The following is a 25,027-nucleotide window of genomic DNA, read 5'->3' on the forward strand; positions in this document are numbered from 1 at the left end:
GGACGTCCTCGTCAGCTCGCCAGCACGCCGAAGCTCGCGTGGTGCAGCGGGTCGTTCCCGTCGTAGCCGTGTCCGGTGAGCCGCTCGAAGATCACCACGGCCGGCAGGTACGTGTGGACGCCGAACCGCGGGGCCGGCTCGGCCGCGCGTACCGGCAGCCCCAGCGCGGCGGCCCGCACGGCCGGCATGCCCGCCGGGTCGAAGCCGAGCTCCTCCCACATCTCCTCGGGCGGGCCGGTCAGCTCGTTCAGCGCCGAGACCACCTGCTCTCCCTCCCGGAGCGCGCCCACCAGCTCACCGAACGGCGGTGGCGGATCCCCGATGACGAACAGTCCCTCGTACGCGATGACCGCCCAGGTGTAGGTTCCGCCGGTCCAGCACGAGGTCTCGAACGACATGGAGTGCTCCTCGACGAACAGGGTGAGCACCCGCGTGCCCTCGCTCAGCCGGGACAGCGCGTCGTCGCCGGGGAGCAGACGTGCGTCCTTGCCGATGAGGAAGGTCCAGCCGCCGATCGCCGGGCTGACGCACAGGCCGGGAGTCTCGCTCGTGACGGCGGTCTCGTACGTCGCCGTCCGATCGCTCATCGCGTGGCCGAGCCGGCCCGCGAGATCCTCCGGCGGAAGGCCGGCGACCGCGACGACCCAGTGGCTGAACCCCATCAGGTCGCGCTGACGAGCTCGGTCTCGGGGACGGTGACGTCCTTGGCGGGCCGCGAGACGCGGCGGCTCCACGGCATCGCCAGGACCAGGAACGGGATCACGGCGACCGAGCTGATCGCCCACCACTCGTGGTTCTTCCACCAGCCGTTGTCGTCGAACTGGGTGAGGTAGATGTAACCGAGCCCCGCCCAGATCGCGCCGAGAGTCATGGCCGGACGGCTCCAGCGCGTCGGGCGGGCGCACAGGAAGGGAACGAACCAAAGGAGGTACTGCGCGCCCATGCGCGGCGTCACGACCATGAACGCGAGCAGGATCGCCGAGGTCTGGTCGATGCGGTCCGAGCGCCACCACAGCCACATGACCAGCAGGATCGTGGAGTAGAGGACGACCTGACCGATCTTGGCGGCGGTGGCGGCGAGCTGCCAGTCGCCACCGGTCATCACGGCGGTCCAGCCCCACTCTCCGATGATGGGGCGTACCTCGCCGAGGTAGCGGGCGACGTTCAGCATGTTCGCCCAGGAGGTGTCGACCACGAGCGGCAGCGTCACGAGGAAGAAGACCGGGACCGCGCCCGCGGCGCACAGGCCGTACAGGCGCTGCCGCCAGGTGGGCAGCATGGCCAGCAGGACCGGCAGCAGGATGATCGGCCAGCTCTTGGCCGACAGCGCGAACCCGAACAGCGCCCCGGCCCACGCGGCCTTCATCGCGCCGGGGCCGCGGAAGGAGCTGTCCTCCAGGGCGCGGGTGGAGCGCGCCACGATGTAGGCGCCGACGAGGAACACCAGCGCGACCGGCTCCACCTGGGCGTGGATGACGGCGATCAGCAGCGCGATGGGGTTGCAGGCGTACTGGAACCGGGCCATCGGCTCGTACTTGCGGCCGGCCAGCTTGCCGACGAGCGCGATGAGGACGACATCCGCGATGATCGTGCACAGCCGTCCGGCGATCTCCCAGGGCAGCCCGGTCGCGAGCGCGAGGGCGTAGAAGTACGGGATCATCGGCAGGAAGTGCCAGGAGCCCTGGGTGGCGAGCACCGGATCCTGGTGGTGGAGGATCGCGAGCCCGGCGGGCTTGAAGCCCTCGGCGAAGTCGACGGGCTGCCACGAGTCGGCCGACGCGGAGATCAACAGGATCAGCCGCAGCCCGATGCCCACGACGAGTGCCGTGCGCAACGATGGCCGCCAGCCGCGCCATTGCGCGACGACGGCCGTGACCAGGCCTGCTACCAGGACGAATGTCGTGAAATAAGGATGGTCCATCGTTACGTAAGGCTCTCACATTCGGACACGTCGTCCGTCCGGGCTTCGGCCATTCACAGCGAACTCTCAGGAATCTTTCGGACCTTCGACCCCGTAAGGCGACCGTTCGGACACACATTGGGTGGCGCGACGCCCTCGGCGGACCTCGCCTCGCGATGTGTCTAACGGGGCAGTTCAACGCAGGATATGGGCGATCATGGCCAAAACCGGACTTACAAGAAATCTTGCTAAATTTTACTAGATGAGTGAACCTCTCGGCAGGCAAGGTACTCAGTTCCAGGTCCCGCCCGAACGGCGGTGCCAGGCCCCGCCCGAGCGGACTCCCCAGACCGTCCGCCGTGCTGGCCCTTCGGTACCAGGCCATTCCCTCGGGCGCGTCAGACGGACGCGCCCGCCACCCCCCAGAGGGAGGCTCGTGTGAGGTTCTCTGCATCCCGACGCGCCGGACTGATCGTCGCGGCGGCCGGGCTGGTCGGCGGCACGATGGTCGCCGCATCCGCGCAGGCTTCCGCCTCGCAACCGGACCCGTCAGTACTCTCCACCAAGATCGCAGGACAGCTTGGAGCCCGCTCCGCCGGTTCCTACCTGGACAAGGCGACGAACAAGCTCGTCGTCACCGTCACCTCCAAGGCCGACGCCCAGACCGTGAGCGCCGCCGGCGCCGTGCCCAAGACCGTCGCCCGCAGCGGAGCGCAGCTCCAGCAGGCCACGGCCACGCTCGAGAGCACGGCCAAGGTCCCCGGCACCGCATGGGCCATCGACCCCGCCACCGACCAGGTCGAGCTGTCGATCGACAGCACCGTGACCGGCGCGAAGCTCGCGCAGGTCACCAATGCCGCCAAGCAGCTCGGCAGCGCCGTCCGCGTCACTCACCTGCCGGGCAAGCTCACCACGAAGGCCTCCGGCGGCGACGCCATCTACGGCGGCCAGTACCGCTGCTCGCTCGGCTTCAACGTCCGCAGCGGCAGCACGTACTACTTCCTGACCGCCGGCCACTGCGGGAACATCGCCTCGACGTGGTACTCCAACTCGGCGCACACATCGGTGCTCGGCACCACCGCGGGCAGCTCGTTCCCGGGCAATGACTACGCCATCGTCCGCTACACCGCCACCGGCACGCCGCCCGGCACGGTCGGCAGCCAGGAGATCACCAGCTCCGGCACTCCCGCCGTGGGCACGACGGTCTCCCGGCGCGGCAGCACGACCGGCATCCACACCGGTTCGGTCACGCAGCTCAACGCCACGGTGAACTACGCCGAGGGTTCGGTGAGCGGCCTCATCCGGACCACCGTCTGCGCCGAAGGCGGAGACAGCGGCGGCCCGCTGTACCGCACCACCACGGCGTACGGTCTCACCTCCGGCGGCAGCGGCAACTGCAGCTCCGGCGGCGTGACCTACTTCCAGCCGGTGACCGAGCCGCTGGGCGTCTACGGCGTCAGCGTCTACTAAGTCCCCCGCCCGAAGGCCCCCGGGCGACGCGCCGCCACGCGTCGCCCGGGGGCCTCACACCGTTTGCGGCCGGGTGCGCCCCGACGGCATGATCCCAGGTCATGGAACGCATCGACGTACCGGTCGCGGCCGACGAACGCACGCTGCTCATCGCCTGGCTCGACTGGCACCGGGCCACGGTCTTCGCCAAGACCGACGGGCTGGCGGAGGACCTGGCACACCGCCCGCTGCTCGCCTCCTCCCCCCTGATGACGATCGCGGGACTCGTCAGCCATCTCTACTGGGTGGAGCGCGGCTGGATCGAGCACACGCTGCTCGGCGGCCCCGACGAGCAGCCGTGGGCCGAGGACGACCCGGACAAGGACTTCCGCGCGGACGGCACACCCCTGGCCGAGCTCCTCGCGGCGTACGAGCGGCAGTGCGCGAGCAACAACGCGGCCGTCCGCTCCCTCAGCCTCGACACCGAGTCCGTCATGCAACGCCGGCAGGAGCACGTGTCGCTGCGGTGGGTGCTGCTCCACCTGATCGAGGAGACCGCCCGTCACAACGGTCACATCGACATCTTGCGTGAGATGCTCGACGGCTTCACGGGCGACTGATCGACAAAGGCGTGCGGGAAAGGATCACGAAGACGGTGATCGCGGGTTAGAGTGCCGACGTGCAGTTGCCGGGTTTCCTGACCGTCCGGGACGTCGATCCGCACCACCTCCAGAGGTATCTCCTCCCACAAGAGGAGCAGACGGTGACGATCCGGCGGCATCCCGCTGTGCTCTTGCGCTACGGCCTCGAGAGCCTGGGCGGGCTCATCCTCGCCGGGGTGCTCACCGCCGTGATCCCCCAGACGACCGTGCTGACCGTGATCTGGCTCGCCTGGCTGGTGGTCCTCAGCCGGCTGGCGTTCAAGGTCTTCGAGTGGTCCGATGAGTTCTTCGTCGTGACCGGGGTCCGCGTCATGCTGGTCCACGGGCTGGTCACCCGGCGCGTCGACATGATGCCGCTGAAGAAGATCACCGACCTCACGGTGGACCGCTCGATCATGGGCCGCATGCTCGGCTACGGCACGGTCGTGCTGGAGTCCGCAGGCCAGGACCAGGCCCTGTCCAAGGTGGAGTTCTGCCCCGAGCCCGAGGCCATCTACCTGGAGATCTCCTCGGTCGCCTTCGGCCACGGCGACGACTGAGACCCGTACACGGGCCCGGCCGGTCTTTCGATGAATCCCGGCCGGGCCCGCCGGATCAGGCGAGGTCGAACCGGTCGAGTTCCATGACCTTGGTCCAGGCCGCGGCGAAGTCGGCCGCGAACCTCTCGCGGGCGTCCTGGCCGGCGTAGACCTCCGCGATGGCCCGCAGCTGGGAGTTGGAGCCGAAGACGAGGTCGACCGCGGTGGCCGTCCACTTCACCTCGTCGGTGGCCACGTCGCGGATCTCGTACACGTGCTCTTCGGTCTCCGACGCCTTCCACCGGGTGCCCGGTGCGAGCAGGTTGGCGAAGAAGTCGTTGGTGAGCGCGCCCGGCCGGTCGGTGAGGACGCCGTGCCGGGTGCCCCCGGCCTCAAGGGAGCGCAGGCCGCCGACGAGGACCGTCATCTCGGGCGCCGTCAGGTTGAGCATGTACGCGCGCTCGACGAGCTGCACCTCCGGCGGAATCTTGTCGCCGGTACGCAGGTAGTTGCGGAACCCGTCGGCGCGCGGCTCGAGGACCTCGAACGACTCGACGTCGGTCTGCTCCTGAGTGGCGTCGGTGCGGCCCGGGTGGAACGGCACGCTCACCTCGACGCCGGCGTCGCGCGCCGCCTTCTCGACGGCGGCCGAGCCGGCCAGCACGATCAGGTCGGCCAGCGAGATCCGGGCCCCGCCGGCGCCGTTGAACTCCCGCTGGACGCCCTCGAGGGTCTCCAGGACCGTCGCGAGCTCCTCGGGCCGGTTGACCTCCCAGCCGCGCTGGGGTTCGAGGCGGATGCGGGCGCCGTTGGCGCCGCCGCGCTTGTCGGTGGACCGGTAGCTCGCGGCCGAGGCCCAGGCGGTCGTGACCAGCTGGGCGGTCGTGAGGCCGGATCCGAGGACCTTCGCCTTGAGGGCCGCGACGTCGGCGTCGCCCACGAGCTCGTGGTCGACGGCCGGCACCGGGTCCTGCCAGAGCTGCGGCTCGGCGACCCACGGCCCCAGGAAGCGGCTGACCGGGCCCATGTCGCGGTGCAGCAGCTTGTACCAGGCCTTGGCGAACGCCAGGGCGAACTCGTCGGGGTTGTTCAGGAAGCGGCGGGAGATCTGCTCGTACGCCGGGTCGACGCGCAGCGACAGGTCGGTCGTGAGCATGGTCGGCAGGTGTTTCCTGGACGGGTCGTAGGCGTCGGGGATGGTCGCCTCGGCGTCCTTGGCGACCCACTGCTTGGCGCCGCCGGGACTCGTCGTGAGCTCCCACTCGTGGCCGAAGAGGATCTCGAAGAACCGGTTGCTCCACTGCGTCGGCACGTCGGTCCACGTCACCTCCAGACCACTGGTGATCGCGTCGGCGCCGTTGCCGCTGCCGTAGGTGCTCAGCCAGCCCAGTCCCTGCGCCTCCAGCGGGGCGCCCTCGGGCTCCGCGCCCACGTGGTCGTCGGCGATGCCGGCGCCGTGGGTCTTGCCGAAGGTGTGACCGCCGGCGATGAGGGCGACGGTCTCCTCGTCGTTCATCGCCATCCGGCCGAAGGTCTCCCGGATGAAGTGGGCCGCCGCCGCCGGGTCGGCGTTGCCGCGGGGCCCTTCAGGATTGACGTAGATGAGGCCCATCTCGGTCGCGCCCACCTCGGGCGCCATCTCGGTGTCGGTGACGTAGCGGTCCTCGCCGAGCCAGGTGTCCTCCGGGCCCCAGAAGATCTCCTCGGGCTCCCAGACGTCCTCGCGGCCGAAGCCGAAGCCGAAGGTCTCAAAGCCCATCGACTCCAGGGCGACGTTGCCGGCGAGCACGAGCAGGTCGGCCCACGAGATCTTCTGTCCGTACTTCTGCTTGACCGGCCACAGCAGCCGGCGCGCCTTGTCGAGGTTGGCGTTGTCGGGCCAGCTGTTGAGCGGGGCGAAACGCTGACCGCCGTCGCCGGCTCCGCCGCGGCCGTCGTGGATTCGGTAGGTGCCCGCGGCGTGCCAGCTCATCCGGATCATCAGGCCGCCGTAGTGACCGAAGTCGGCCGGCCACCAGTCCTGGGAGGTGGTGAGCACCTCGACGATGTCCCGCTTGAGGGCCTCGACGTCGAGCCCGGCGAACTCCTCGGCGTAACTGAAGGCCTCCCCCAGCGGGTTGCCCTTCGAGGAGTGGGCGTGCAGCACGGAGAGGTCGAGCTGGTCAGGCCACCAGTCCTGGTTCGTGTGCGGGCGGCCGCCCGTCTTCGGGGTCGGCGAGTCGATCGCCGGGTTCTCGCTCTCACTGCCGTGCGCGGTCACCGAGTCGTGCGCGACCGGGCACCCGGCCACCGAACCCTGCGCGCTGGAGGGCGCGTTCCGGGCGTCGTCCTGGGCGTCGCTCATCTGACTTCCTTCCGGACTGGCGGATCACTGAGGGGCGCGGCACGTCACCGACGTCATGAGACGCGGACGGGAGTTCGGCCCAACGCAGCGCGCTCTGGCGCATGCGCTTTTCTTGAATAGTTCAAGTTTACCTCGTGACGCCGACGCCCCCGGAGCGGCCCGGCCCCCTAGGAGTCGAACCCGACGCCGAAGGCGTCCAGGGTGCGCAGCCAGAGGTTGCGGCGGCCCTCGTGACGGTCGGCGCGGGCCAGTGACCAGCGGGTGAGCTGTACGACGCCGTAGCGCAGCGGCTCGGGCGGGAACGGCACCGGCTTGGAGCGGACCATCCCCAGGCGGGTCCGTTCGGTCTCCTCACCTGAGAGCAGGTCGAGCATGACGTCGGCGCCGAAGCGCGTCGCGCCCACGCCGAGGCCGGTGTAGCCGGCCGCGTACGCCAGCCGCCCGCCGTGCGCGGTGCCGTAGAAGGCGCAGAACCGGCTGCACGTGTCGATGACGCCGCCCCACGCGTGGCTGAAGCGTACGTCCGCGAGCTGCGGGAACGTGGTGAAGAAGTGCTCGGCGAGCACCGCGAAGGTCGCCGGCCGCCGCTCCAGTTCGGCCCGTACGGCACCGCCGAAGTGGTAGATCGCGTCGTAGCCGCCCCACAGGATCCGGTTGTCGGCGGTCAGCCGGTAGTAGTGGAACTGGTTGCCGGCGTCGCCCACCCCCGTACGGCTCTTCCAGCCGACCGAGGCGAGCTGCGCGCCGGTGAGCGGCTCGGTGACCAGCGCGTAGTCGTAGACGGGCGCGATGAAGTGCCGCATGCGCCGCAGCGGCGCGGGGAACCCTCCCGTGCCCAGCGCGACCCGGCCCGCGGTCACCGACCCGTACGGCGTCCGCAGCCGGAGAGAGCCGCTCTCCTCCTCGATCGCGCGTACCGGCGTGCGTTCGTAGATCCGCACTCCGGCCGTCAGGCACGCGTGCCGCAGGCCCCACGCGAGCTTGGCCGGGTGGACGAGCGCGACGCCGTCCCGGTCCCAGATCGCGCCGCGGTAGGTGGGCGAGGCGACCTCGGCCCGTACGGCGTCGGCGTCGAGGACCTCCAGGTGCCGCCCGGCCCGGCTCGCCTGCTCGGCCAGCTCCGCGAGCTCGGCGAGCTGCCAGTCCTCGGTGGCCACGTCCAGCTCACCGGCGCGCTCGAACTCCGCGTCGATGCCGTACCGGGAGAGCGTGGCCTCGATGCCGTCGAGGTTGTCGCGGCCGAGCCGCTCCAGCGTGGCGATCTCCCCGGGCCAGCGGGCGAGGCCGTTGCCCAGCCCGTGGGTGAGGCTCGCCGCGCAGAACCCGCCGTTGCGCCCGGAGGCGGCGCCGCCCGCGACGTCGGCCTCGACGAGGACGACGTCGCGCGACGGATCGCGCTCCTTGGCGCGCAGCGCGGTCCACAGCCCCGTGTAGCCGCCCCCGACGACGGCGAGGTCGCAGGTGACCCGGCCGGTCAGGGCCGCCGCGGGCTCGGGCGCCGCCGGGTCGGCCAGCCAGAACGGCGTGGGCTCGGCGTCGGCGAGCGCTCTCAGCGCGTCCACGGGCTCACCGGCGTCGGCGCGCGATCACGGCGTTGCCGACCGCGAGCAGGATCCCCGCCACGAAGATCAGTGTGCCCATGACGTTGACCTGCGGTGGCAGGCCGTTCTTCTGCGCGCCCCAGATCCACAGCGGGAACGTCAGCGTGGAGCCGCTGTTGAAGCTGGTGATGATGAAGTCGTCGATCGACAGCGCGAAGGCGAGGAGCGCGCCCGCGAGCACCGCCGGGAAGATCATCGGCAGGGTGACCAGCCGGAAAGCCGTCCAGCCGCCCGCCCCCAGGTCACGCGCCGCCTCGTCGATCGCCGGGTCGAGCGTCAGCACGCGCGAGCGTACGGTGACCGCGACGAACGACAGCGAGAACATGATGTGCGCGGCGACGATCGTCCAGTAGCCGCGTCCCACGTTGAGCTGGACGAAGAACGACAGCAGCGACGCGCCCATCACCGTCTCCGGCGCCGAGATCGCGGCGAACTGCACGAGGTTCAGCGAACCCTGCCCGCGGAAGCGGTACCGGCCGAGCGCGAGCCCGATCAGGGTGCCCAGGACGGCGCTGCCGAACGTGGCGATCAGCGCGATCGTCAGGGAGTTCACCAGGGCCGTCGTCAGGTCCGGCACCGAGAAGAGCTGGGCGTACCACTTGAACGTGAAGCCCTGCCAGGTCAGGTTCAGCCGGCCCTTGGTGTTGTTGAACCCGAACGCGATCATGACCGCGATCGGCAGGCACAGCCAGATGATGATCAGCCAGGTGTAGCCGTACAGGAGCCGGTCCGACCAGCGCCCGCGCTGTTTGCGCGGCACCGCCTTCTTGTCCACTGCGGTCGCGGTCATCGGGCGGCCACCTCCAGCACGTCCTCGGTGCCCAGTGCCTTGGCGTACATGAAGATCCCCAGGAGCAGGATCGCCATCAGCGTGAACGACAGCGCCGCGGCCTGCGGATAGTCGGTGTTGACCAGGTACAGGTTCTGGATGATGTTGCCGATCATCGTGTTGTTGGTGCCGCCGAGCACGGTGGAGTTCACGTAGTCGGCGCTGACCGGTACGAACGTCATCAGGACCCCGGCGAAGACCCCCGGCAGCGACAGCGGGAAGACCACGCGGACGAACGCCTGCGTCGGCGAGGCGTACAGGTCCTGCGCCGCCTCGATCATCTTCGGGTCCACCCGTTCCAGCGCCACGTAGATCGGCAGCACCATGAACGGCAGGTAGTTGTACGTGAGGCCGGCCACGACCGCGAACCCGGTGGCGATCACGTGGAAGTCCTGCGGCAGCAGCCCGACGTCCTTCAGCGGGGACAGGACGATGCCGTCGTCGGCGAGCAGGAACTTCCAGGAGAAGGTCCGCAGCACGAACGACACGAAGAACGGCAGCAGGATCAGGAACAGGTAGGTCGTCTTGCGCGCGCCGCCGCGGAAGGCGATCCAGTACGCCGCCGGGTAGGCGAGCACGATGCACGCCGCGGTGGCGAGCAGGCCGTACACCAGCGACCGGATGAGCTGGTCGTCGTAGGTGGACAGGCCGTCGGTGTAGTTCTGCCAGTGCCAGGTGAGCCGGAAGCCGTTGACGACGTCGCCCTGCATCAGCGAGAACGACAGCATCACGATCATCGGCACCACGAAGAAGATCGCCAGCCAGAGCCCTCCGGGGAGGATCAGGGCGTACGGCGCGAGACGTCTGCGCATCGATCAGCCTGCCGTGATGTGCTGGAAGACGGCGTTGTATTCCTTCTCCGTCGCCGGGGTCAGGCTGCGGTAGTGGCGCAGCTTGGCGTAGTCGGCCTCGGAGGGGAACACCAGCGGGCTGGTGGAGACGGCCTGCAGCGACTTCTGGTCCGCGCCGGTCGCCTTGGCGGCGTCGGCGGCGATGACGTCCTTGGCCGCGGGCACCGGCGTGACGTAGTTGATGATCTCCGTCAGCTTGGCGGCGGTGGCCGGCTGGTAGAGGTAGTCCATCAGCATGAGCGCGTCGACCGGGTTCGCGGCGGTCTTGGGGATCATCAGGTTGTCGGTCCAGATCGTCGCCCCCTCCTTGGGGATGACGAACTTCAGGTCCGACTTCTCCGAGAGGTTCTGCTGGAAGATGTCACCGGACCAGGCCATCGTGAGCCACACGTCGCCGCGGGTCAGGGCGTCGATGTAGTCCTGCTCGTAGTACTTGCGGACGATGCCCTTGTCCTTTTGTTCCTGCAGCTTGGCGCCGGCCTTCTTCCAGTCCTCCGGCGTCGACTTCTCCGGGTCGATGCCGAGGGCGAACATCCCGAAGTTCCCGATCTCCTGGCCGTCGGACATCATCCCGACCTTGCCCTTGAACGCGGGGTCCCACAGATCCTGCATGCTGGTGATCTCGCGCCCGGTCTTCTTGGGGTCGTACGCGATGCCGGTGATGCCGGTCGTGTACGGGATGCTGTAGACGTTGCCCGGGTCGAAGGACTCCTTCTTGTAGATCGGGTCCGCGTTCTTGGCGAAGTTCGGCAGCTTGGAGTGGTCCAGCGGCACCAGGTAGCCCAGCTCGACGAGCTTGGTGAACTCCACGCCGTTGGTGACCACCATGAGGTCGTAGCCGATCGACTGGCCGGCCTGGAGCTGCGGCGCGATCTTGCCGAACCACTGGGGGTCGTCCTGGATGACCTCGCGATAGGTCACCGAGATCCCGGTCGCCTGTGTGAACGCCTTGAGGGGCGTACGGCCCTTGTCCATGTAGAGCGGCCAGTTCGCGAAGTTCACGTGGCCGTTCTTGGTCTTGCCGGCCCAGTACTTCTGCACGTCGTTCTGCTGGGGCGGCGCCGCCTTCTGGCCCTTGACGCCGCAGGCGGCCAGGCCGAGGCCGGCGCCCGTGAGGCCGAGGAGCCGCAGCGCGTCGCGGCGGCTGCCGGTCATGCCGCGAAGGAACGCGGGGTCGGTGTTCATGTCAGGCTCCGATCACGTAGGAGTGGCGCGGTTCCCACGACAGCCAGACGCTGTCCCCCCGGGTGGCGACGTCATCCGCGGAGGAGACGTTCTGCACGAAGACGACGACCTCGGCGCCGGTCGAGGTGCGCACGCTGTAGTTGGTGAACATGCCGAGGTACACGACCTCGGTCACGGTGCCGCGCACCGCGCAGCCGTCGCCCTCCGGGGGATCGGGGCGGACGTCGATCTTCTCCGGCCGTACGGTGAGCTCGATCTCCTCACCGGGTGCCACCTCGCGCGGCACGACGATCCGCTCCCCCGGGCCGGGCTCGATCGTCGCGGTGCCCGATCCGCTGCGGTCGACGGTCCCGGACAGGACGTTGGAGGTGCCGATGAAGCCGGCCACGAACTTCGTCGCGGGCCGTTCGTAGATCTCGCGGGGCGAGCCGAGCTGCTCGATCAGCCCGTCGTTCATCACCGCGATGCGGTCCGACATCGTCAGCGCCTCGTTCTGGTCGTGCGTCACGTACACGAACGTGATGCCGACCTCGCGCTGGATGCGCTTGAGCTCGACCTGCATGGCCTGGCGGAGCTTGAGGTCCAGCGCGCCGAGCGGCTCGTCCAGCAGGAGGGCGCGCGGCCGGTTGACCAGGGCGCGGGCGAGCGCGACGCGCTGCTGCTGCCCGCCGGACAGCTCGCGCGGCCGGCGTTTCTCCCGGCCCTCGAGGTCGACGATCTCCAGCATCTCGCCGGCGCGGCGGGCGGCCTCGTCCTTGGCCACGCCCTTGCGGCGCAGCCCGAACGCGACGTTCTCCAGCACGCTCATGTGCGGGAACAGCGCGTAGGACTGGAAGACCATGTTGACGTCGCGTTTGTTCGGCGGGACGCCCACGACGTTCTTGCCGTGCAGGAAGACCTCGCCGTCCGTCGGCTCGTCGAACCCGGCGATCATGCGCATCGTCGTGGTCTTGCCGCAGCCGGACGGGCCGAGCAGCGAGAAGAACTCCCCCTCGCCGATGGTCACGTCGACGCCCTTGACCGCGGCGACGGCGTCGCCATGCGCCTGGAACGTCTTGGTGATCCCCCTGAGCTCGATCGCCGCGAGCTCGGTCCCGGTCTCTTGCACCTCTGCGTGTGTCTCCGTCACAGTGCTTCCTGATTCCCTCGGCTCGCTCGGCCGGTTCTCGCCGACCGGGCTACTCACCGGTGCCTCGCAAACCTCACTCGCCGGCTCCGATATGGCTCATCACGTGCTTGATGCGCGTGTAGTCCTCGAACCCGTACATCGACAGGTCCTTGCCGTACCCCGAGTGCTTGAAGCCGCCGTGCGGCATCTCCGACGCGAACGGAATGTGGGTGTTGATCCACACGGCGCCGAAGTCGAGTCTCTTGGCCATCCGCATCGCGCGTCCATGGTCCGTCGTCCACACGCTCGCCGCCAGGCCGTAGTCCACGCCGTTGGCCCAGCGCAGCGCCTCGTCCTCGTCGGCGAACCGCTGCACCGTGATGACCGGGCCGAAGATCTCGGTCTGGATCATCTCGTCGCCTTGGTTCAGGCCGCCGACGACGGTGGGCGCGTAGAAGTAGCCGCGGTCACCGACGCGCTCGCCGCCCGCCAGCACCTGGGCGTGCGCGGGGGCGCGGTCGAGGAAGCCGTTGACGCGGGCGAGCTGGTTCGCGTTGTTGAGCGGCCCGAAGAAGGCGTCCTCATCCGAGGGCGGGCCGGTACGGGTGCCGCGTGCCTTCTCGGCGAGGGCGGCCACGAAGTCGTCGTGTACGCCGGGCCCGGCGATGACGCGGGTGGCCGCGGTGCAGTCCTGGCCGGCGTTGAAGTAGCCGGCCTCGGCGATGCCCTGCGCGGCACGTTCCACGTCGGCGTCGTCGAAGACGATCACCGGCGCCTTGCCCCCGAGCTCCAGGTGGACCTTCTTCAGGGTCTCGGCGGCCTGCTTGGCGACCTCCTTGCCGGCCCGTACGGAACCGGTGACCGAGACCATCTGCGGAATCGGGTGGCCCACGAGCTCGCGGCCGGTGTCCCGGTCGCCGCAGACGACGTTGAGCACGCCGGGGGGGAGGAACTCCGCCGCGATCTCGGCCAGCAGGAGGCTCGTGACCGGCGTCGTGTCCGAGGGCTTGAGCACGACGGCGTTGCCCGCCGCCAGCGCCGGAGCGATCTTCCAGGTGGCCATGACCATCGGGTAGTTCCAGGGAGTTACCTGCGCGCACACACCGATCGGCTCGCGCCGGATCATCGAGGTGTGGTCGGCCATGTACTCCCCCGCCGACCGTCCCTCCAGCAGCCGGGCGCAGCCGGCGAAGAACCGGAACTCATCGACCATCGGGCCGATCTCCTCGTCCCGGGTCAGCTGGAGCGGCTTGCCGGTGTTGCGGCACTCGGCCTGGACCAGCTCCTCGGCCCTGGCCTCGACGGCGTCGGCGATGCGCAGGAGGGCCAGGCTCCGCTCCCCCGGCGTCGCGTCGCGCCACTCCTCGAAGGCGGAGGCCGCCGCGGTCATCGCGGCGTCGACGTCCGCGGCTCCGGACAGAGGCGCCTGGTCATAGGGCTCACCGGTGCTCGGGTCGACCACGTCGGACGTACGCCCGTCCTTGGCGTCGACATGCTCACCGTTCACGAAGTTACGCAGAGCCACATTCGACCTCCGACCTGGATTCGGATGGCCCCGACCATGTCAGAACAATTCGCCGTAAACAAGGGATTCCGTTGTTACAATCGGATTTCACGACGGAATCCTTGACAAACTGTGCACAGCTGACACGATGTCGCATCGAGGAGGACTCGATGACCGACGACCACCCACCCCTCGTACGGCAGGCGCCGAACGGGCGGCGTTCAGGTGTGATTCTCGACGAGACGTCAAAGAAGATCATTGAGTTGCTGCAGGCGGACGGGCGCCGCTCGTACGCCGCGCTCGGCAAGTCCGTCGGCCTGTCCGAGGCCGCGGTACGCCAGCGGGTCCAGCGGTTGCTCGAGTCGGGCGTGATGCAGATCGTCGCGGTGACCGATCCCCTGTCGCTGGGCTTCCTGCGGCAGGCGATGATCGGCGTCAAGTGTGAGGGGGACCTGGAAACCGTCGCGGACAGGCTGGCCGCGATGGACGAGATCGACTACGTCGTGATCACCGCCGGGTCCTTCGACCTGCTCGCGGAGCTGGTCTGCGAAAGCGACGATCACCTGCTCGAACTCCTCGGCCGCATCCGGGCCATTCCCAAGGTCACGAGCACCGAGAGCTTCGTCTACCTCAAGCTCCGCAAGCAGATCTACTCCTGGGGGACCCGGTGACCTCAGCGCAAGGAAAGTGAGCACCATGAACATCCAGGACGCGGCGAAGCGGCACCTGTGGATGCACTTCACCCGGATGTCGGCCTATCAGGACACCGACGTGCCGGTCATCGTGCGCGGCGAGGGGCCGTACGTCTTCGACGACAAGGGCCGCCGCTACCTGGACGGGCTGTCGGGCCTGTTCGTCTCCCAGATCGGCCACGGGCGCGCCGAACTGGCCGAGGCGGCGGCCCGGCAGGCCGGTGAGCTGGCCTACTTCCCGCTGTGGTCCTACGCGCACCCGAACGCCGTCGAGCTGGCCGAGCGCCTGGCCAATCTCGCGCCGGCCGACCTCAACCGGGTGTTCTTCACCACGAGCGGCTCCGAGGCGGTCGAGTCGGCCTTCAAACTGGCCCGCAACTACTTCAAGCTGACCGGGGAGCCGGGCCGCTACAAGGTCATCAGCCGGGACATCGCCTACCACGGCACCTCGATGGGCGCACTGTCGATCACCGGCCTGGCCGACATCAAGCCCCCGTTCGAGCCGCTGGTGCCGGGGTCGGTCCGCGTGCCGAACACCAACTTCTACCGCGCGCCGGAGTACGGCGACTCGCTCGAACGCTTCGGGCAGTGGGCGGCCGACGAGATCGAGCGCGCCATCCTGCGTGAGGGCCCGGAGTCGGTGGCCGCGGTCTACCTGGAGCCGGTGCAGAACTCCGGCGGCTGCTTCCCGCCGCCGCCCGGCTACTTCCAGCGGGTGCGCGAGATCTGCGACCGGCACGGCGTGCTGCTCGTCTCCGACGAGGTGATCTGCGCGTTCGGGCGGCTCGGCCACTACTTCGGCTCCGAACGGTACGGCTACCGGCCGGACGTCATCACCTTCGCCAAGGGCCTGACCTCCGGGTACTCCCCGCTCGGCGGCATGCTGGTCAGTGACCGGCTGATGGAGCCGTTCACCAAGGGCTCGGCGACCTTCCTGCACGGCATCACCTTCGCCGGGCACCCGGTCTCGTCCGCGGTCGCGCTGGCCAACCTGGACGTGTTCGAGAAGGAGAAGATCCTCGACAACGTCCGCGCCAACGAGGCCGGCTTCCGCGGGACGCTGGAGAAGCTGGGCGACCTGCCGATCGTCGGCGACGTGCGCGGCGACGGCTACTTCTACGGCATCGAGCTGGTCAAGGACAAGGCGACCAGGACGACCTTCGACGACGACGAGTCCGAGCGGCTGCTGCGGGGCTTCCTGTCCCCCGCACTGTTCGAGGCCGGCCTGGTCTGCCGCGCCGACGACCGCGGCGACCCCGTCATCCAGCTCGCGCCGCCGCTCATCTGCGGCCAGGAGCACTTCGACGAGATCGAGCGCATCTTGCGGTCCGTGCTCACGGAGGCGTGGGACCGGCTCTGATGGAGTCGTACGGGGACTTGTCCGAGACCGAGCGCACGCGTCACCGGCGGCTGCGCGAACAGGGCCGTACGGACCGGTCGGCCCTGTTCGCGGTGTTGCGCGCCGGGTTCGTCTGCCACCTGGGCGTCGTGCTCGACGGGACGCCGTTCGTCGTCCCGACCGTGTACGGCGTCGACGAGCGGTTCCTGTACTTCCACGGGTCGGTGGCGAGCCGCAGCCTCGAGGGCGGGCAGGCGGTGTGCGTCACGGTGACGCACGTCGACGGGTTGGTACTCGCACGCTCGGTGTTCGAGCACGGCGTGAACTACCGCAGCGCCGTGATCTACGGCGTGCCGCGGGCGCTGACCGGGCCGGACAAGCTCGCCGCGCTCCGCGTACTGAGCGAGCACGCCGCCCCCGGCCAGTGGGACTACGCGCGGCGGCCGAGCAAGAAGGAGCTCGCGGCCACCACGATCTTCGCGCTGCCGCTGGACGAGGCGTCGGTGAAGGTCGCCGAGGGCCCGCCCGGCGACGGCGACGGCCCGGACGCCGAGCTCGGCCTGTGGGCCGGGGTCGTGCCGATGGAGACCGTACGCCGGCCGCCCGAGCCCGACCCCGCGCTGCCCGCCGGCATCGCCGTGCCCGCCCACATCATGAAGATCGCCTCACCGGACGGCGCGTAGGTCGGGCACCGACCCGGGCCGGTTGAGCACGACGTAGCCGCCCGCGCGCCGTACGACCTCGTATCCGGAACTCAGCAGGAGACTCACCCGCGCGCGCTGGTCGTCGACCGAGGCGAAGGGGAAGTCCACGTGCCCGACGTCGGCGACCACCCATGGGGCCCAGCGCGGCCGGCCGTCCAGGAGAAGAACACGCGCACGGGCGGTCAGCATCGGCCCGACCGTGTTGGGCGCCTCGACCAGCACGCCGCTGGGCACGGACGGCAGGACCTGCGCGGCCGCCCGCGCTCGCGCGTCACGGTGGTAGAACCCGGGCTCGAAGAACCGCTTGAAGGCGAAGTGGGGCACGATCGCCAGCGTGGCCGCGAGCGCGGCGACGGGCCAGATCTGTTCGGGCCTGTGCCTGGGTTCGAGTCCGGGTTCTTGCCTGGGTTCGAGCCTGGGTTTGAGCCTTGCCAGGCGTACGGCGCCGTCGACGCCGGCCGCGACGAGCAGCGTCGCCAGCGCGACGTTGTAGTGGAACCGCGGCTCCCACCAGTGGCCGAACCGGCTCGACAGCATCCGCTCGGCCAGTAAGGGCAGCACGGACAGGGTGATCGGCGAGGCCAATGGGAGCAGCAGCAGCGGCGCGACGAGCCAGAGCATGGTCGTCGCCTTCACGTGCGGGGTGACCAGCAGCCGGGCGGCGGTCCAGGGGTGGGTGACCGCGCCGGCGGCGGCGTGCGGGAGGTCGCGGCCGAGAGCGTCGTAGGCCCAGTAGTAGTCGGCGTCTCCCCCGAAGGCCGGGATCAGCACCCGGGAGGCGAGCCCGGTCCAGAGCACACCGGCCGCCACGTAAGCCACCGCGCGGCGCCGCTCGCCGGACCGCGTGGCCAGGTAGAGCCCGAAGCCCGCGACCAGCAGCCCCATGTCCTCCTTGACCAGCAGCAGCGCTCCGGCCGCCGCGGCGCTCTGCCACTTGCGGCCGGCCTCGTGCCGTTCGAGCATCAGCATCGACAGCACGGGCACGAACGCCATCTCGTGGAAGTCGAACGCCAGCGTCTCGGCCACCGGCCACGCCAGGGCGTACACGAGTGTGACGAGGTACGCCGGCCGCACCCCGAGCCTGCGCCGCGTGTAGGCCCAGAGCGGGACGATCGCGACCGCGAGCAGTACGGACTGGGCGAGGAGGAGCGTCTGCGGCCCGTCGTGGATCCAGTAGAGCGGGGCGAGCAGCGCGAGGATCGGCGAGAAGTGGTCCCCGAGCACGTTGAAGTCCGGCCCGAACCCGTTGTGCACCCCTTTGACGATCGCCGCCGGCAGGTGGAGGTGGCTGTAGGAGCGCACCGCCTGGTCGAAGATCACCAGGTCGTACGTCGTGGTACGGAAGGCCTCGAACCGCAGGAGGGAGTAGATGCTGTAGAGGACGGCGAGGGTGAGAGTGAGGACGCCGACGGTGATCGCCTGCCGGCGGGACACGAACCGCTCACGGACGGCCGGTCCCGTGGTCTCCTCGATCATCAGCCGAGCGTGCCGCTGAGACGTGCGTGGGCGGTTCGCGTGGGTCGCGTCCCCGCGACGGTCGCGCAGTCCATGATGGGCATTCTTTCGCTTACGTCGGGCTTATGTGGCGCCGGTAGAGTCCGGGATCGTGCAGTTCGAGCAGGTGGCCTTTCGCTATCGACGCCGCGCACCGTGGGTGCTCCGTGATGTGACGTTGACGGTACCGCGCGGGCGGGTCATCGAGGTGAACGGGGCCAACGGAGCGGGCAAGTCCACCTTGCTCCGTCTGATGGCGGGAATCCTCCCTCCGTCAAGCGGCCAGGTGTCCGCCCACCCGTCGAGCGTGGGATACGCGCCGGAACGCTTCCCGTCCGCCCAGCCGTTCACCGCGCGTGCGTATCTGGGGCACATGGCCCGTATTCGCGGCGTGGCTGAGTCGTCTATGGAGGAGTGGGCGGCGCGCCTGGGCTTCACCGGCCTGCTGGACACGCGGCTGCCGGACTTGTCGAAGGGCAGCGCGCACAAGGTGGGCCTGATCCAGGCGCTGCTGGCGAAACCGGAGTTCCTGGTACTCGACGAGCCGTTCGCGGGCCTGGACGAGCCGACCCGCAAGGCGTTGCCGGGGCTGCTGCTGGAACTGGCCGGGGAAGGCGCGTCGGTCGTGGTGAGCGACCACCAGGGCGACCTGAGGAAGCTCCCGGGCGTGGCCCGCTGGCAGGTGTCGGGCCATAGGGTTTTGACGGGCGACCTCCCCGACGAGTACACGACCGTCGAAGTCACCGTACGGGCGGACGAGGCAGACGAACTGATCACCCGCCTGACGTCCGACGGCTACCAGGCCCGTCGCCGATGATTTCCTGCCGGGGTCACTACCGCCTTGGTGGACCGTCCTTCATCGGGTTCCGGCTCCGTCTTCCCGGTGGTGCCGCGCTTTCTGCCACAGTCTCGCCCCGCCTTCCGCCCCGGCCCCTGCGGGGGTTGGGGTCCCGCCCCCGCCTTCCCGCGAGCGGACAAGCCGACCCGGCGCGGGTGCCATACCCCAAGCCCCATCAGAACGACCTGCACCCCTCGGCACCCACCGAGCGACCGGCCAGGGCGGGCCCCCCGGGCCACCAGACGCTCGCCGAGCCTGTGATCACGGGAACGGCCGCACCTACGGCCACCTCGCCCAGCGACCGGCCAGGGCGAGTTCCCCCGCGCCACCCGACGCCCGCCGGAGACTCCCGTGACCGCGCAATCCGTTCCCAGCTCAGCGGCCATGCGCGGGTCAGTGCGGGCGACGCATCCCAAACTCGGTCGGCGCAGGCACCACACCCCCGACCCCACCGCCCACGCCCGCCCTACCGAGCGGCCAGCCGGGGCAGGTCCCCCGAGTCACCAGACGCCCGCCGGAGGCTCCCGTGATCGCGGTAATCCGATTCCAGCTCAGCGGCCATGCACGGTCAGTGCGGGCACTGCATCCCGTACTCGCGCTCGCGCTGCTGCTGGCGATCGTGTTCTCCAGTCCGCTGGGCGGCACGCCGGCGCAGATCCGGCAGGGGGCGTTGAACGCCGTCGCCGACCTGGCCGCGCTCATCTTCCCGATCTGCGCCTGGGCGGCGCGCGGGCTCCTCGACACCGAACCGGACGCCCAGCGACACGTCTCCGCGGTCGCCGCGGGCCGTTGGCGGGCACTCCTCGCCGGGTCGGCCGCCGCGTACGTCTTCAGTGCCGTGCTGGCATTGGCCGCCCCGATCTATCCGCTGGCAGAGGCGGCCGGGTCCGGGTTGACGTTCCAGGTCGTGGCCCTGAGCGTCGCGCTGCTCCCGCTGTCGGCCTTGGCCGCGACGGCGCTCGGCGCCCTTACGAGCCGGGCCGTCATGCCCTCGCCCGGGAGCTCGATCCTCGTCCTGCTCGGCGTCTGCGCCGCGAACCTCATCCTCGGACTCACCCCGCTCCGGTTCCTGGCCGTCCCGATGATCGAATGGATGCGCGCGGCAGGACACGGTCCGACCGACTTCGCCGACGCGTTCCCGCTGATCGCGGCCCGTACGCTCGCCTGGGCAGCCGTGGCCGGCGCCCTCTACACCTGGCTCCGCCGCACCCGGCCTTAGGACCTGCCTCCGACCGTCCCCCGGTTCCCCGCTTCCACGTCACCCACTGGGCGTTGCGGCTGTGATCGCGTTTCGAACGGAGCCGGACCGCGCCACGAACACCCCAAACCCCACGATCGCCTCGACCGACCGCTTCTCTCGCGGGCTCTTTCCCGCCCGACGGCTACCGATCCGGCTGCGACGGTCGGTCCTCCGAGCGCAGGCGTTCGATCTCCGATGCCAGGCGTTCCAGGAAGGCGTCCACCTCGGGCTGGCGATAGCCGGCGCGCATTCGGGCCGTGGCGAACACGGCGTTCTTCACCTCGGACGCCCGCGCGCGGTTCTCCCGCAGCGCGGTGATCGTCTTGTCGAGGAAGGTGTCGACCTCCTGCTCGTCATAGCCCAGCTTGAACCGCGTCGTGCCGAACTGGACGTTGCGCACCAGGCCGACGAGCCGGTCCATCTCGCCGGAACGCATGCGGCTGCGGGTGCCGGCGTCCTCGAGTTCGCGGACGTAGGTTTCGAGGGCGGTGTCGACCGGCTTCGTCCGGTATCCGCGCAAGGCCCGTGCGAACTTCGCGGCCGTCACCTGGTCCGCCGTCACCGGCGGCGCGAACAGCTGAGATCTGCCGAGCGTCCCCTCGATGCGGGCGACGAGCGCGTCCACCTCGTCACGGTGGTAACCACGGATGGCGCGCGGGAATTCGGGCATGCAGTCATTGTTTCCGATGCGTCCTCGATCAGGAGCCCCAAGACCGCAATCGGCCCGGGCGCAGCGGCTCAGCCCTCCTGGGCCTGCGGCTCCTGGGGCATCGCCGCGAGCTGACCGCAGGCGCCGTCGATCTCCTGGCCGCGCGTGTCGCGTACGGTCACCGGCACGCCGTGCGCCTCCAGGCGGCGAACGAACTCCGTCTGGTCCGACGGCCGCGAGGCGGTCCACTTCGAACCCGGCGTCGGGTTGAGCGGGATCAGGTTGACGTGCACCGGGTGGCCCTTGATGAGCCGGCCGAGCAGGTCGGCCCGCCACGCCTGGTCGTTGATCTCACGGATGAGCGCGTACTCGATGGAGACACGGCGCCGGGTGCGCTCGGCGTACGCCCACGCGGCGTCCAGGACCTCGGCGACCTTCCAGCGCGTGTTGATGGGAACGAGCTCGTCGCGCAGCTCGTCGTCCGGCGCGTGCAGCGAGACCGCAAGGCGTACCTTCAGGTCCAGTTCGGCGAGGCGGCCGATCGCGGGCACCAGCCCGACCGTGGAGACGGTGATGTTGCGCTGGGAGATGCCGAGGCCGGCCGGGCTCGGGTCGCTGAACCGGTGGATCGCCCGCAGCACGTTCGAGAACGAGGCGAGCGGCTCGCCCATGCCCATGAAGACGATGTTGCTGACTCGACCGGGCCCACCGGGGACCTCACCGCGCGCCAGCGTCCGGGCACCCGCCACGACCTGCTCGACGATCTCCGCCGTCGACAGGTTGCGGGTCAGCCCTGCCTGGCCGGTGGCGCAGAACGGGCAGTTCATGCCGCAACCGGCCTGGGAGGACACGCACATCGTGACCCGGTCGGGATAGCGCATGAGGACCGACTCGATCAGCGTGCCGTCGAACGCCTTCCACAACGTCTTGCGGGTCAGGCCGTCGTCGCAGACCTGGTCGCGTACGGACGTCAGCAGCGGCGGCATCAGCTCGGCCACGAGCCGCTCACGGACGGCCGCCGGAAGGTCGGTCATGTCCGCGGGATCGTCGGCGAGCCTGCCGAAGTAGTGGCGCGACAACTGGTCGGCGCGGAACTGCTTTTCACCGAGCGCGGCGACGGCCTCGCGACGTTCGTCGGAGGACAGGTCGGCGAGGTGACGGGGTGGCTTCGCCCGGCGCGGAGCGGCGAAGGTGAGTTGAGCAGGCATGACCGTACCAGTGTGGCAGACGCCGGAAGGGCTTTGCTCCCCTGCCCCGACCGCCCACCGCAGCTGTACGCGGACCAGCGCCGATGCCCCACCGCGACCCCCGCCAATCCACCCGGGCTCCGTGGCGACCGGCCCGAGCACTCACACCAGTCGGTCGGCGGTCGACCCCGCGCCGGGCCGGGCGGAGAGCCGTGGCGGGCACGGTCTTCGCCAAGAGGCGGTCTCACGGCAGGTCGTTACTCCCCCTCGGCCCGCGGAATCACTACAGTCCCTTCCTATGCCGGTATTGCGTAGAACGCCGCGGGAGGCACGGGTCCTGCTCAGCGACACGAGCCCCTACGGGAGCCGTGTCCTCGATGTCGAGTACGACCACGTCGCCACCGCGGCGTACCTGCGTACGGGCGACGGGGAGACCGTGGCCGCCACCTGGGTCGCCAACCATCAGGAGGCGCCGTTCCACGCCGATCTGGCGCGGCTCAACGCCGGGCTCGTACCGGCCATGCCGAGCGGCCGTACGAAGCATCCCAAGGGCCGGCCTCCGTTCGACCCCCGCACCCTCGAGGTCGTGTGGTTCGAGGAGGGCGACGGTGTGGCGCTGCTCGAGAACGGGCAGCCGATCTGCGTCATCCCCAGCTGGTCCGACATCGACCATGGTGTCCCGGGGTACAGCCGGGAGGCGATCGGCCGCAGCCCGTTCGCGTTCGCGCTCGACGACGAGATCGACGAGCTGGGGCCGCGTATCCTCCAGGCCCAGGCGTTCTGGGACTGGCGGAACGGGCCGGGCGCGTGGGAGGGGTTCCAGCAGTCGCTGCTGGGCCACCTGCTGAGCCGCCTCGGACCGGGAGGTTATTACTGGCACGACGTCGGCCGGCGGAGCCGTACGGACTCCACACCCCCGCCGCCGGGAGCCGTGCCCGCGCCGCGTACGGATGGCACTTCGGCTCCGGCCACCCCGCGCGCACCGCTCGTAGGAGTCTCCGAACGCCCGGCACGCGGCGACCGCGCGTACAACGTGCTGACCACCGTCGGCATGAGCTGCCAGCGGATGCCCACGGTCGAGCTGTACGAGGACAACGTCGGCGAGCACGCGCGGATCGAGCTGGCCGTCGCCACGATGCTGCCCAGCGTAAGAGCCGGCAGCGTCTTTCCCTGGCTCGCGCAGTATCCATGGCAGGCCGTCACCTCCTTCGCCCCGGGCGACAATGTGAAGTGGTATCACGAGGCGCGGACATTTCCGCTGGGCCCGGCGTGGGAGGGTGTCCTGCTGCTCGACGACCCCAACCGTCTCGCCGGTCCGGACGCGCCGGACCTGACGTCGTTCTCCTTCGGCGGCGACCCGGTGCAGTGGCTGTGGCTCGTCCCCGTGACCGAGGACGAGCGGCAGTTCGGCAAGCAGGAGGGGCCGGACGCCCTGATCGAGCGGCTCGCCCGCGACGGGCGGAGCTGGGTGGTCGGCTCCGAATAAGGATCAGTTCGGCGGGACGAACGCCTCGAAGAGCAGCCACACCACCGGAACGGTGGCGAGCAGCGAATCGAGGCGGTCCATCACCCCGCCGTGCTCGGGCAGCAGGTTGCCCATGTCCTTGATCCCGAGATCGCGCTTGATCACGGACTCGATCAGGTCGCCGAGCGTCGCCGAGCACACGGCGGCGGCACCGACGATCACGCCCTGCCACCAGTGGCCGTGCAGCAGCCACGGCAGGAGCACACCGCCGACGATCATGCAGGTCAGCGCGGAGCCGGCCAGCCCTTCCCAGGTCTTCTTCGGGCTGATCGACGGGGCCAGCTTGTGGTTACCCAGGAACGAACCGGCGAAGAAACCGCCGATGTCGCTGGCGACCGTGACCGCGACGAAGATCAGCACGCGGTCCGGGCCGTCGGAGGGGACCAGCAGGAGGACCACGAAACCGGCGAGGAACGGGATGTACGCCGTGGCGAACACGCCCGACGTCGCGTCCCGTACGTAGCCGTCCTGGCCCAGCGGCAGCCGCCACAGCAGCACCGCGAGGACGGTCAGGCCGAAGCCGGCGACGAGCGCGGTCGTGCCCCAGAAATAGGTGCACAGCAGCATCGCGAGGCCGCCGGCCATGACGGGTACCCAGGGGATCCGGATGCCGCGCGTGGCGAACGCCCGGATGAACTCCCACACCGCGACGCCGAGGAAGGCGATGACGACGCCGAGGAAGATCTCTTTGACGGTGTACAGCGACAGGAGCACCACGGCACCGAGCCCCACACCGACGGCTACGGCGATGGGGAGGTTACGACTGGGTCCGCGCTTCTTCTTGCCCGTTTCCGCCTGCTCCTCCGGGATTTCCGGTGCCGGCGTGGGGGCCTGTTCGAGTCCCACTAGACCTCGAGCAGCTCGGCCTTCTTGTGTTCGAGCAGCTCGTCGATCTTGGCGACGTGCTTGTGCGTGGAGTCGTCGAGATCCTTCTCCGCGCGGTGCACGTCGTCCTCGCCCGCGTCACCGGCCTTGGCGAGCTTGTCCAAGGCGTCCTTGGCGTGCCGGCGGATGTTGCGGATCGAGACCCGCGCGTCCTCCGCCTTGTGCCCGGCCACCTTGATGAACTCCTTGCGGCGCTCCTCCGACAGCTCGGGGAAGACCACACGAATGATCTTCCCGTCGTTGCCCGGGTTGACACCGAGGTCGCTCTCACGAATCGCCTTCTCGATCGCCGCCATCGACGAGACGTCGTACGGCTGGACGATGACCATTCGCGGCTCGGGGAGCTGGAACGACGCGAGCTGGTTGATGGGGGTGGGCGTTCCGTAGTACTCCGCGGTGATCTTGTTGAACATCGCGGGCGTGACCCGGCCGGTGCGAATGCTGGTGAAGTCCTCCTTGGCGACCGTGACGGCCTTCTCCATCTTCTCCTCGGCTTCGAGGAGGATATCGTCGATCACCTTAG

Annotated in this window: 23 protein-coding genes; 9 read left to right on the plus strand and 14 right to left on the minus strand. The window is 69.7% G+C overall.

Going from position 1 to position 25,027, the window contains the following annotated elements:
• Positions 1-11 precede the first annotated feature (11 nt).
• Positions 12-662 carry a hypothetical protein gene (locus QWU11_RS28590; protein ID WP_290117543.1) on the minus strand — a complete coding sequence of 217 codons (651 nt, stop codon included), beginning with the start codon at positions 660-662 and terminating at the stop codon, positions 12-14.
• Positions 662-1,921, minus strand: coding sequence for a hypothetical protein (locus QWU11_RS28595; RefSeq protein WP_290117544.1), 1,260 nt, complete (start codon positions 1,919-1,921; stop codon positions 662-664). The genes QWU11_RS28590 and QWU11_RS28595 overlap by 1 nt, the downstream gene beginning before the upstream one ends.
• A gap of 417 nt (positions 1,922-2,338) precedes the next feature.
• On the opposite strand from QWU11_RS28595, the gene QWU11_RS28600 reads away from it, so the two are divergent.
• The 3 genes from QWU11_RS28600 to QWU11_RS28610 all read left to right on the plus strand — a co-directional run bounded on the left by QWU11_RS28600 (position 2,339) and on the right by QWU11_RS28610 (position 4,550).
• On the plus strand, positions 2,339-3,370 hold the full coding sequence (locus tag QWU11_RS28600) for a S1 family peptidase (RefSeq protein ID WP_290117545.1): 1,032 nt from the start codon (positions 2,339-2,341) through the stop codon (positions 3,368-3,370).
• Between the two features lie 101 nt (positions 3,371-3,471).
• Complete coding sequence (locus QWU11_RS28605) at positions 3,472-3,969, plus strand: DinB family protein (RefSeq protein WP_290117546.1); 498 nt, start codon at positions 3,472-3,474, stop codon at positions 3,967-3,969.
• A gap of 59 nt (positions 3,970-4,028) precedes the next feature.
• Positions 4,029-4,550 (plus strand): PH domain-containing protein, encoded by a 522-nt coding sequence (locus QWU11_RS28610; RefSeq protein ID WP_290117547.1) that lies wholly within the window; start codon positions 4,029-4,031, stop codon positions 4,548-4,550.
• Between the two features lie 55 nt (positions 4,551-4,605).
• Here the strand turns inward: QWU11_RS28610 and katG are convergent, their stop codons facing one another.
• From katG to QWU11_RS28645, 7 genes are all read right to left on the minus strand, one after another.
• Positions 4,606-6,873 carry a catalase/peroxidase HPI gene (gene katG / locus QWU11_RS28615; RefSeq protein WP_290117548.1) on the minus strand — a complete coding sequence of 756 codons (2,268 nt, stop codon included), beginning with the start codon at positions 6,871-6,873 and terminating at the stop codon, positions 4,606-4,608.
• Positions 6,874-7,040: 167 nt separating this feature from the next.
• Positions 7,041-8,435: an FAD-dependent oxidoreductase gene (locus QWU11_RS28620; RefSeq protein WP_290117549.1), complete on the minus strand. Its 1,395-nt coding sequence runs from the start codon at positions 8,433-8,435 to the stop codon at positions 7,041-7,043.
• Positions 8,436-8,439: 4 nt separating this feature from the next.
• On the minus strand, positions 8,440-9,264 hold the full coding sequence (locus QWU11_RS28625; protein ID WP_290117550.1) for an ABC transporter permease: 825 nt from the start codon (positions 9,262-9,264) through the stop codon (positions 8,440-8,442).
• Entirely contained in the window at positions 9,261-10,115 is an 855-nt protein-coding gene (locus tag QWU11_RS28630) for an ABC transporter permease (protein ID WP_290117551.1), read from the minus strand. The genes QWU11_RS28625 and QWU11_RS28630 overlap by 4 nt, the downstream gene beginning before the upstream one ends.
• Before the next feature lie 3 nt (positions 10,116-10,118).
• The gene (locus QWU11_RS28635) at positions 10,119-11,339 is read right to left on the minus strand and encodes a spermidine/putrescine ABC transporter substrate-binding protein (RefSeq protein ID WP_290117552.1); all 1,221 of its coding nucleotides are present in this window, start codon (positions 11,337-11,339) and stop codon (positions 10,119-10,121) included.
• Position 11,340: 1 nt separating this feature from the next.
• Entirely contained in the window at positions 11,341-12,447 is a 1,107-nt protein-coding gene (locus QWU11_RS28640; protein WP_290117553.1) for an ABC transporter ATP-binding protein, read from the minus strand.
• Between the two features lie 94 nt (positions 12,448-12,541).
• Positions 12,542-13,954 (minus strand): gamma-aminobutyraldehyde dehydrogenase, encoded by a 1,413-nt coding sequence (locus QWU11_RS28645; RefSeq protein ID WP_290117554.1) that lies wholly within the window; start codon positions 13,952-13,954, stop codon positions 12,542-12,544.
• Between the two features lie 167 nt (positions 13,955-14,121).
• On the opposite strand from QWU11_RS28645, the gene QWU11_RS28650 reads away from it, so the two are divergent.
• From QWU11_RS28650 to QWU11_RS28660, 3 genes are read left to right on the plus strand one after another with little or no spacing between them, the layout of a single operon-like run.
• Positions 14,122-14,622 (plus strand): Lrp/AsnC family transcriptional regulator, encoded by a 501-nt coding sequence (locus QWU11_RS28650; RefSeq protein ID WP_290117555.1) that lies wholly within the window; start codon positions 14,122-14,124, stop codon positions 14,620-14,622.
• Between the two features lie 25 nt (positions 14,623-14,647).
• Positions 14,648-16,003, plus strand: coding sequence for an aspartate aminotransferase family protein (locus QWU11_RS28655; protein ID WP_290117556.1), 1,356 nt, complete (start codon positions 14,648-14,650; stop codon positions 16,001-16,003).
• A gap of 17 nt (positions 16,004-16,020) precedes the next feature.
• The gene (locus QWU11_RS28660; RefSeq protein ID WP_354670911.1) at positions 16,021-16,665 is read left to right on the plus strand and encodes a pyridoxamine 5'-phosphate oxidase family protein; all 645 of its coding nucleotides are present in this window, start codon (positions 16,021-16,023) and stop codon (positions 16,663-16,665) included.
• Here the strand turns inward: QWU11_RS28660 and QWU11_RS28665 are convergent.
• Positions 16,648-18,162 (minus strand): DUF2079 domain-containing protein, encoded by a 1,515-nt coding sequence (locus QWU11_RS28665; protein ID WP_290117557.1) that lies wholly within the window; start codon positions 18,160-18,162, stop codon positions 16,648-16,650. The genes QWU11_RS28660 and QWU11_RS28665 overlap by 18 nt on opposite strands.
• A 130-nt stretch (positions 18,163-18,292) precedes the next feature.
• Here QWU11_RS28665 and QWU11_RS28670 point away from each other — a divergent pair, with 130 nt between their 5' ends.
• Positions 18,293-18,997: an ABC transporter ATP-binding protein gene (locus QWU11_RS28670; protein ID WP_290117558.1), complete on the plus strand. Its 705-nt coding sequence runs from the start codon at positions 18,293-18,295 to the stop codon at positions 18,995-18,997.
• 547 nt (positions 18,998-19,544) lie between these two features.
• Positions 19,545-20,237, plus strand: coding sequence for a hypothetical protein (locus QWU11_RS28675; RefSeq protein WP_290117559.1), 693 nt, complete (start codon positions 19,545-19,547; stop codon positions 20,235-20,237).
• A gap of 163 nt (positions 20,238-20,400) precedes the next feature.
• Here QWU11_RS28675 and QWU11_RS28680 read toward each other — a convergent pair whose 3' ends face one another.
• Both QWU11_RS28680 and rlmN read right to left on the minus strand, forming a co-directional pair.
• Positions 20,401-20,928: a DivIVA domain-containing protein gene (locus tag QWU11_RS28680; protein ID WP_354670912.1), complete on the minus strand. Its 528-nt coding sequence runs from the start codon at positions 20,926-20,928 to the stop codon at positions 20,401-20,403.
• Between the two features lie 68 nt (positions 20,929-20,996).
• Positions 20,997-22,115, minus strand: a complete 1,119-nt coding sequence (rlmN, locus tag QWU11_RS28685; protein ID WP_290117561.1) for a 23S rRNA (adenine(2503)-C(2))-methyltransferase RlmN — start codon at positions 22,113-22,115, stop codon at positions 20,997-20,999.
• Positions 22,116-22,392: 277 nt separating this feature from the next.
• On the opposite strand from rlmN, the gene QWU11_RS28690 reads away from it, so the two are divergent.
• Positions 22,393-23,580 (plus strand): suppressor of fused domain protein, encoded by a 1,188-nt coding sequence (locus QWU11_RS28690; protein ID WP_290117562.1) that lies wholly within the window; start codon positions 22,393-22,395, stop codon positions 23,578-23,580.
• A gap of 3 nt (positions 23,581-23,583) precedes the next feature.
• Here the strand turns inward: QWU11_RS28690 and QWU11_RS28695 are convergent, their stop codons facing one another.
• On the minus strand, positions 23,584-24,351 hold the full coding sequence (locus tag QWU11_RS28695; protein ID WP_290117652.1) for a phosphatidate cytidylyltransferase: 768 nt from the start codon (positions 24,349-24,351) through the stop codon (positions 23,584-23,586).
• Positions 24,352-24,464: 113 nt separating this feature from the next.
• Positions 24,465-25,022, minus strand: a complete 558-nt coding sequence (frr, locus tag QWU11_RS28700) for a ribosome recycling factor (RefSeq protein ID WP_290117563.1) — start codon at positions 25,020-25,022, stop codon at positions 24,465-24,467.
• Positions 25,023-25,027: the final 5 nt, after the last annotated feature.

It is taken from the genome of Actinomadura sp. DC4 (assembly GCF_030406325.1).
Classification (GTDB): domain Bacteria; phylum Actinomycetota; class Actinomycetes; order Streptosporangiales; family Streptosporangiaceae; genus Actinoallomurus.

Bases quoted from the DNA above. Each gene is read 5' to 3' on its own strand.
- QWU11_RS28590 (WP_290117543.1), bottom strand. From the start codon at position 662: ATGGGGTTCAGCCACTGGGTCGTCGCGGTCGCCGGCCTTCCGCCGGAG.
- QWU11_RS28595 (WP_290117544.1), bottom strand. From the start codon at position 1,921: ATGGACCATCCTTATTTCACGACATTCGTCCTGGTAGCAGGCCTGGTC.
- QWU11_RS28605 (WP_290117546.1), top strand. From the start codon at position 3,472: ATGGAACGCATCGACGTACCGGTCGCGGCCGACGAACGCACGCTGCTC.
- katG (WP_290117548.1), bottom strand. From the start codon at position 6,873: ATGAGCGACGCCCAGGACGACGCCCGGAACGCGCCCTCCAGCGCGCAG.
- QWU11_RS28625 (WP_290117550.1), bottom strand. From the start codon at position 9,264: ATGACCGCGACCGCAGTGGACAAGAAGGCGGTGCCGCGCAAACAGCGC.
- QWU11_RS28630 (WP_290117551.1), bottom strand. From the start codon at position 10,115: ATGCGCAGACGTCTCGCGCCGTACGCCCTGATCCTCCCCGGAGGGCTC.
- QWU11_RS28635 (WP_290117552.1), bottom strand. From the start codon at position 11,339: ATGAACACCGACCCCGCGTTCCTTCGCGGCATGACCGGCAGCCGCCGC.
- QWU11_RS28650 (WP_290117555.1), top strand. From the start codon at position 14,122: ATGACCGACGACCACCCACCCCTCGTACGGCAGGCGCCGAACGGGCGG.
- QWU11_RS28655 (WP_290117556.1), top strand. From the start codon at position 14,648: ATGAACATCCAGGACGCGGCGAAGCGGCACCTGTGGATGCACTTCACC.
- QWU11_RS28665 (WP_290117557.1), bottom strand. From the start codon at position 18,162: ATGATCGAGGAGACCACGGGACCGGCCGTCCGTGAGCGGTTCGTGTCC.
- QWU11_RS28680 (WP_354670912.1), bottom strand. From the start codon at position 20,928: ATGCCCGAATTCCCGCGCGCCATCCGTGGTTACCACCGTGACGAGGTG.
- rlmN (WP_290117561.1), bottom strand. From the start codon at position 22,115: ATGCCTGCTCAACTCACCTTCGCCGCTCCGCGCCGGGCGAAGCCACCC.
- QWU11_RS28690 (WP_290117562.1), top strand. From the start codon at position 22,393: ATGCCGGTATTGCGTAGAACGCCGCGGGAGGCACGGGTCCTGCTCAGC.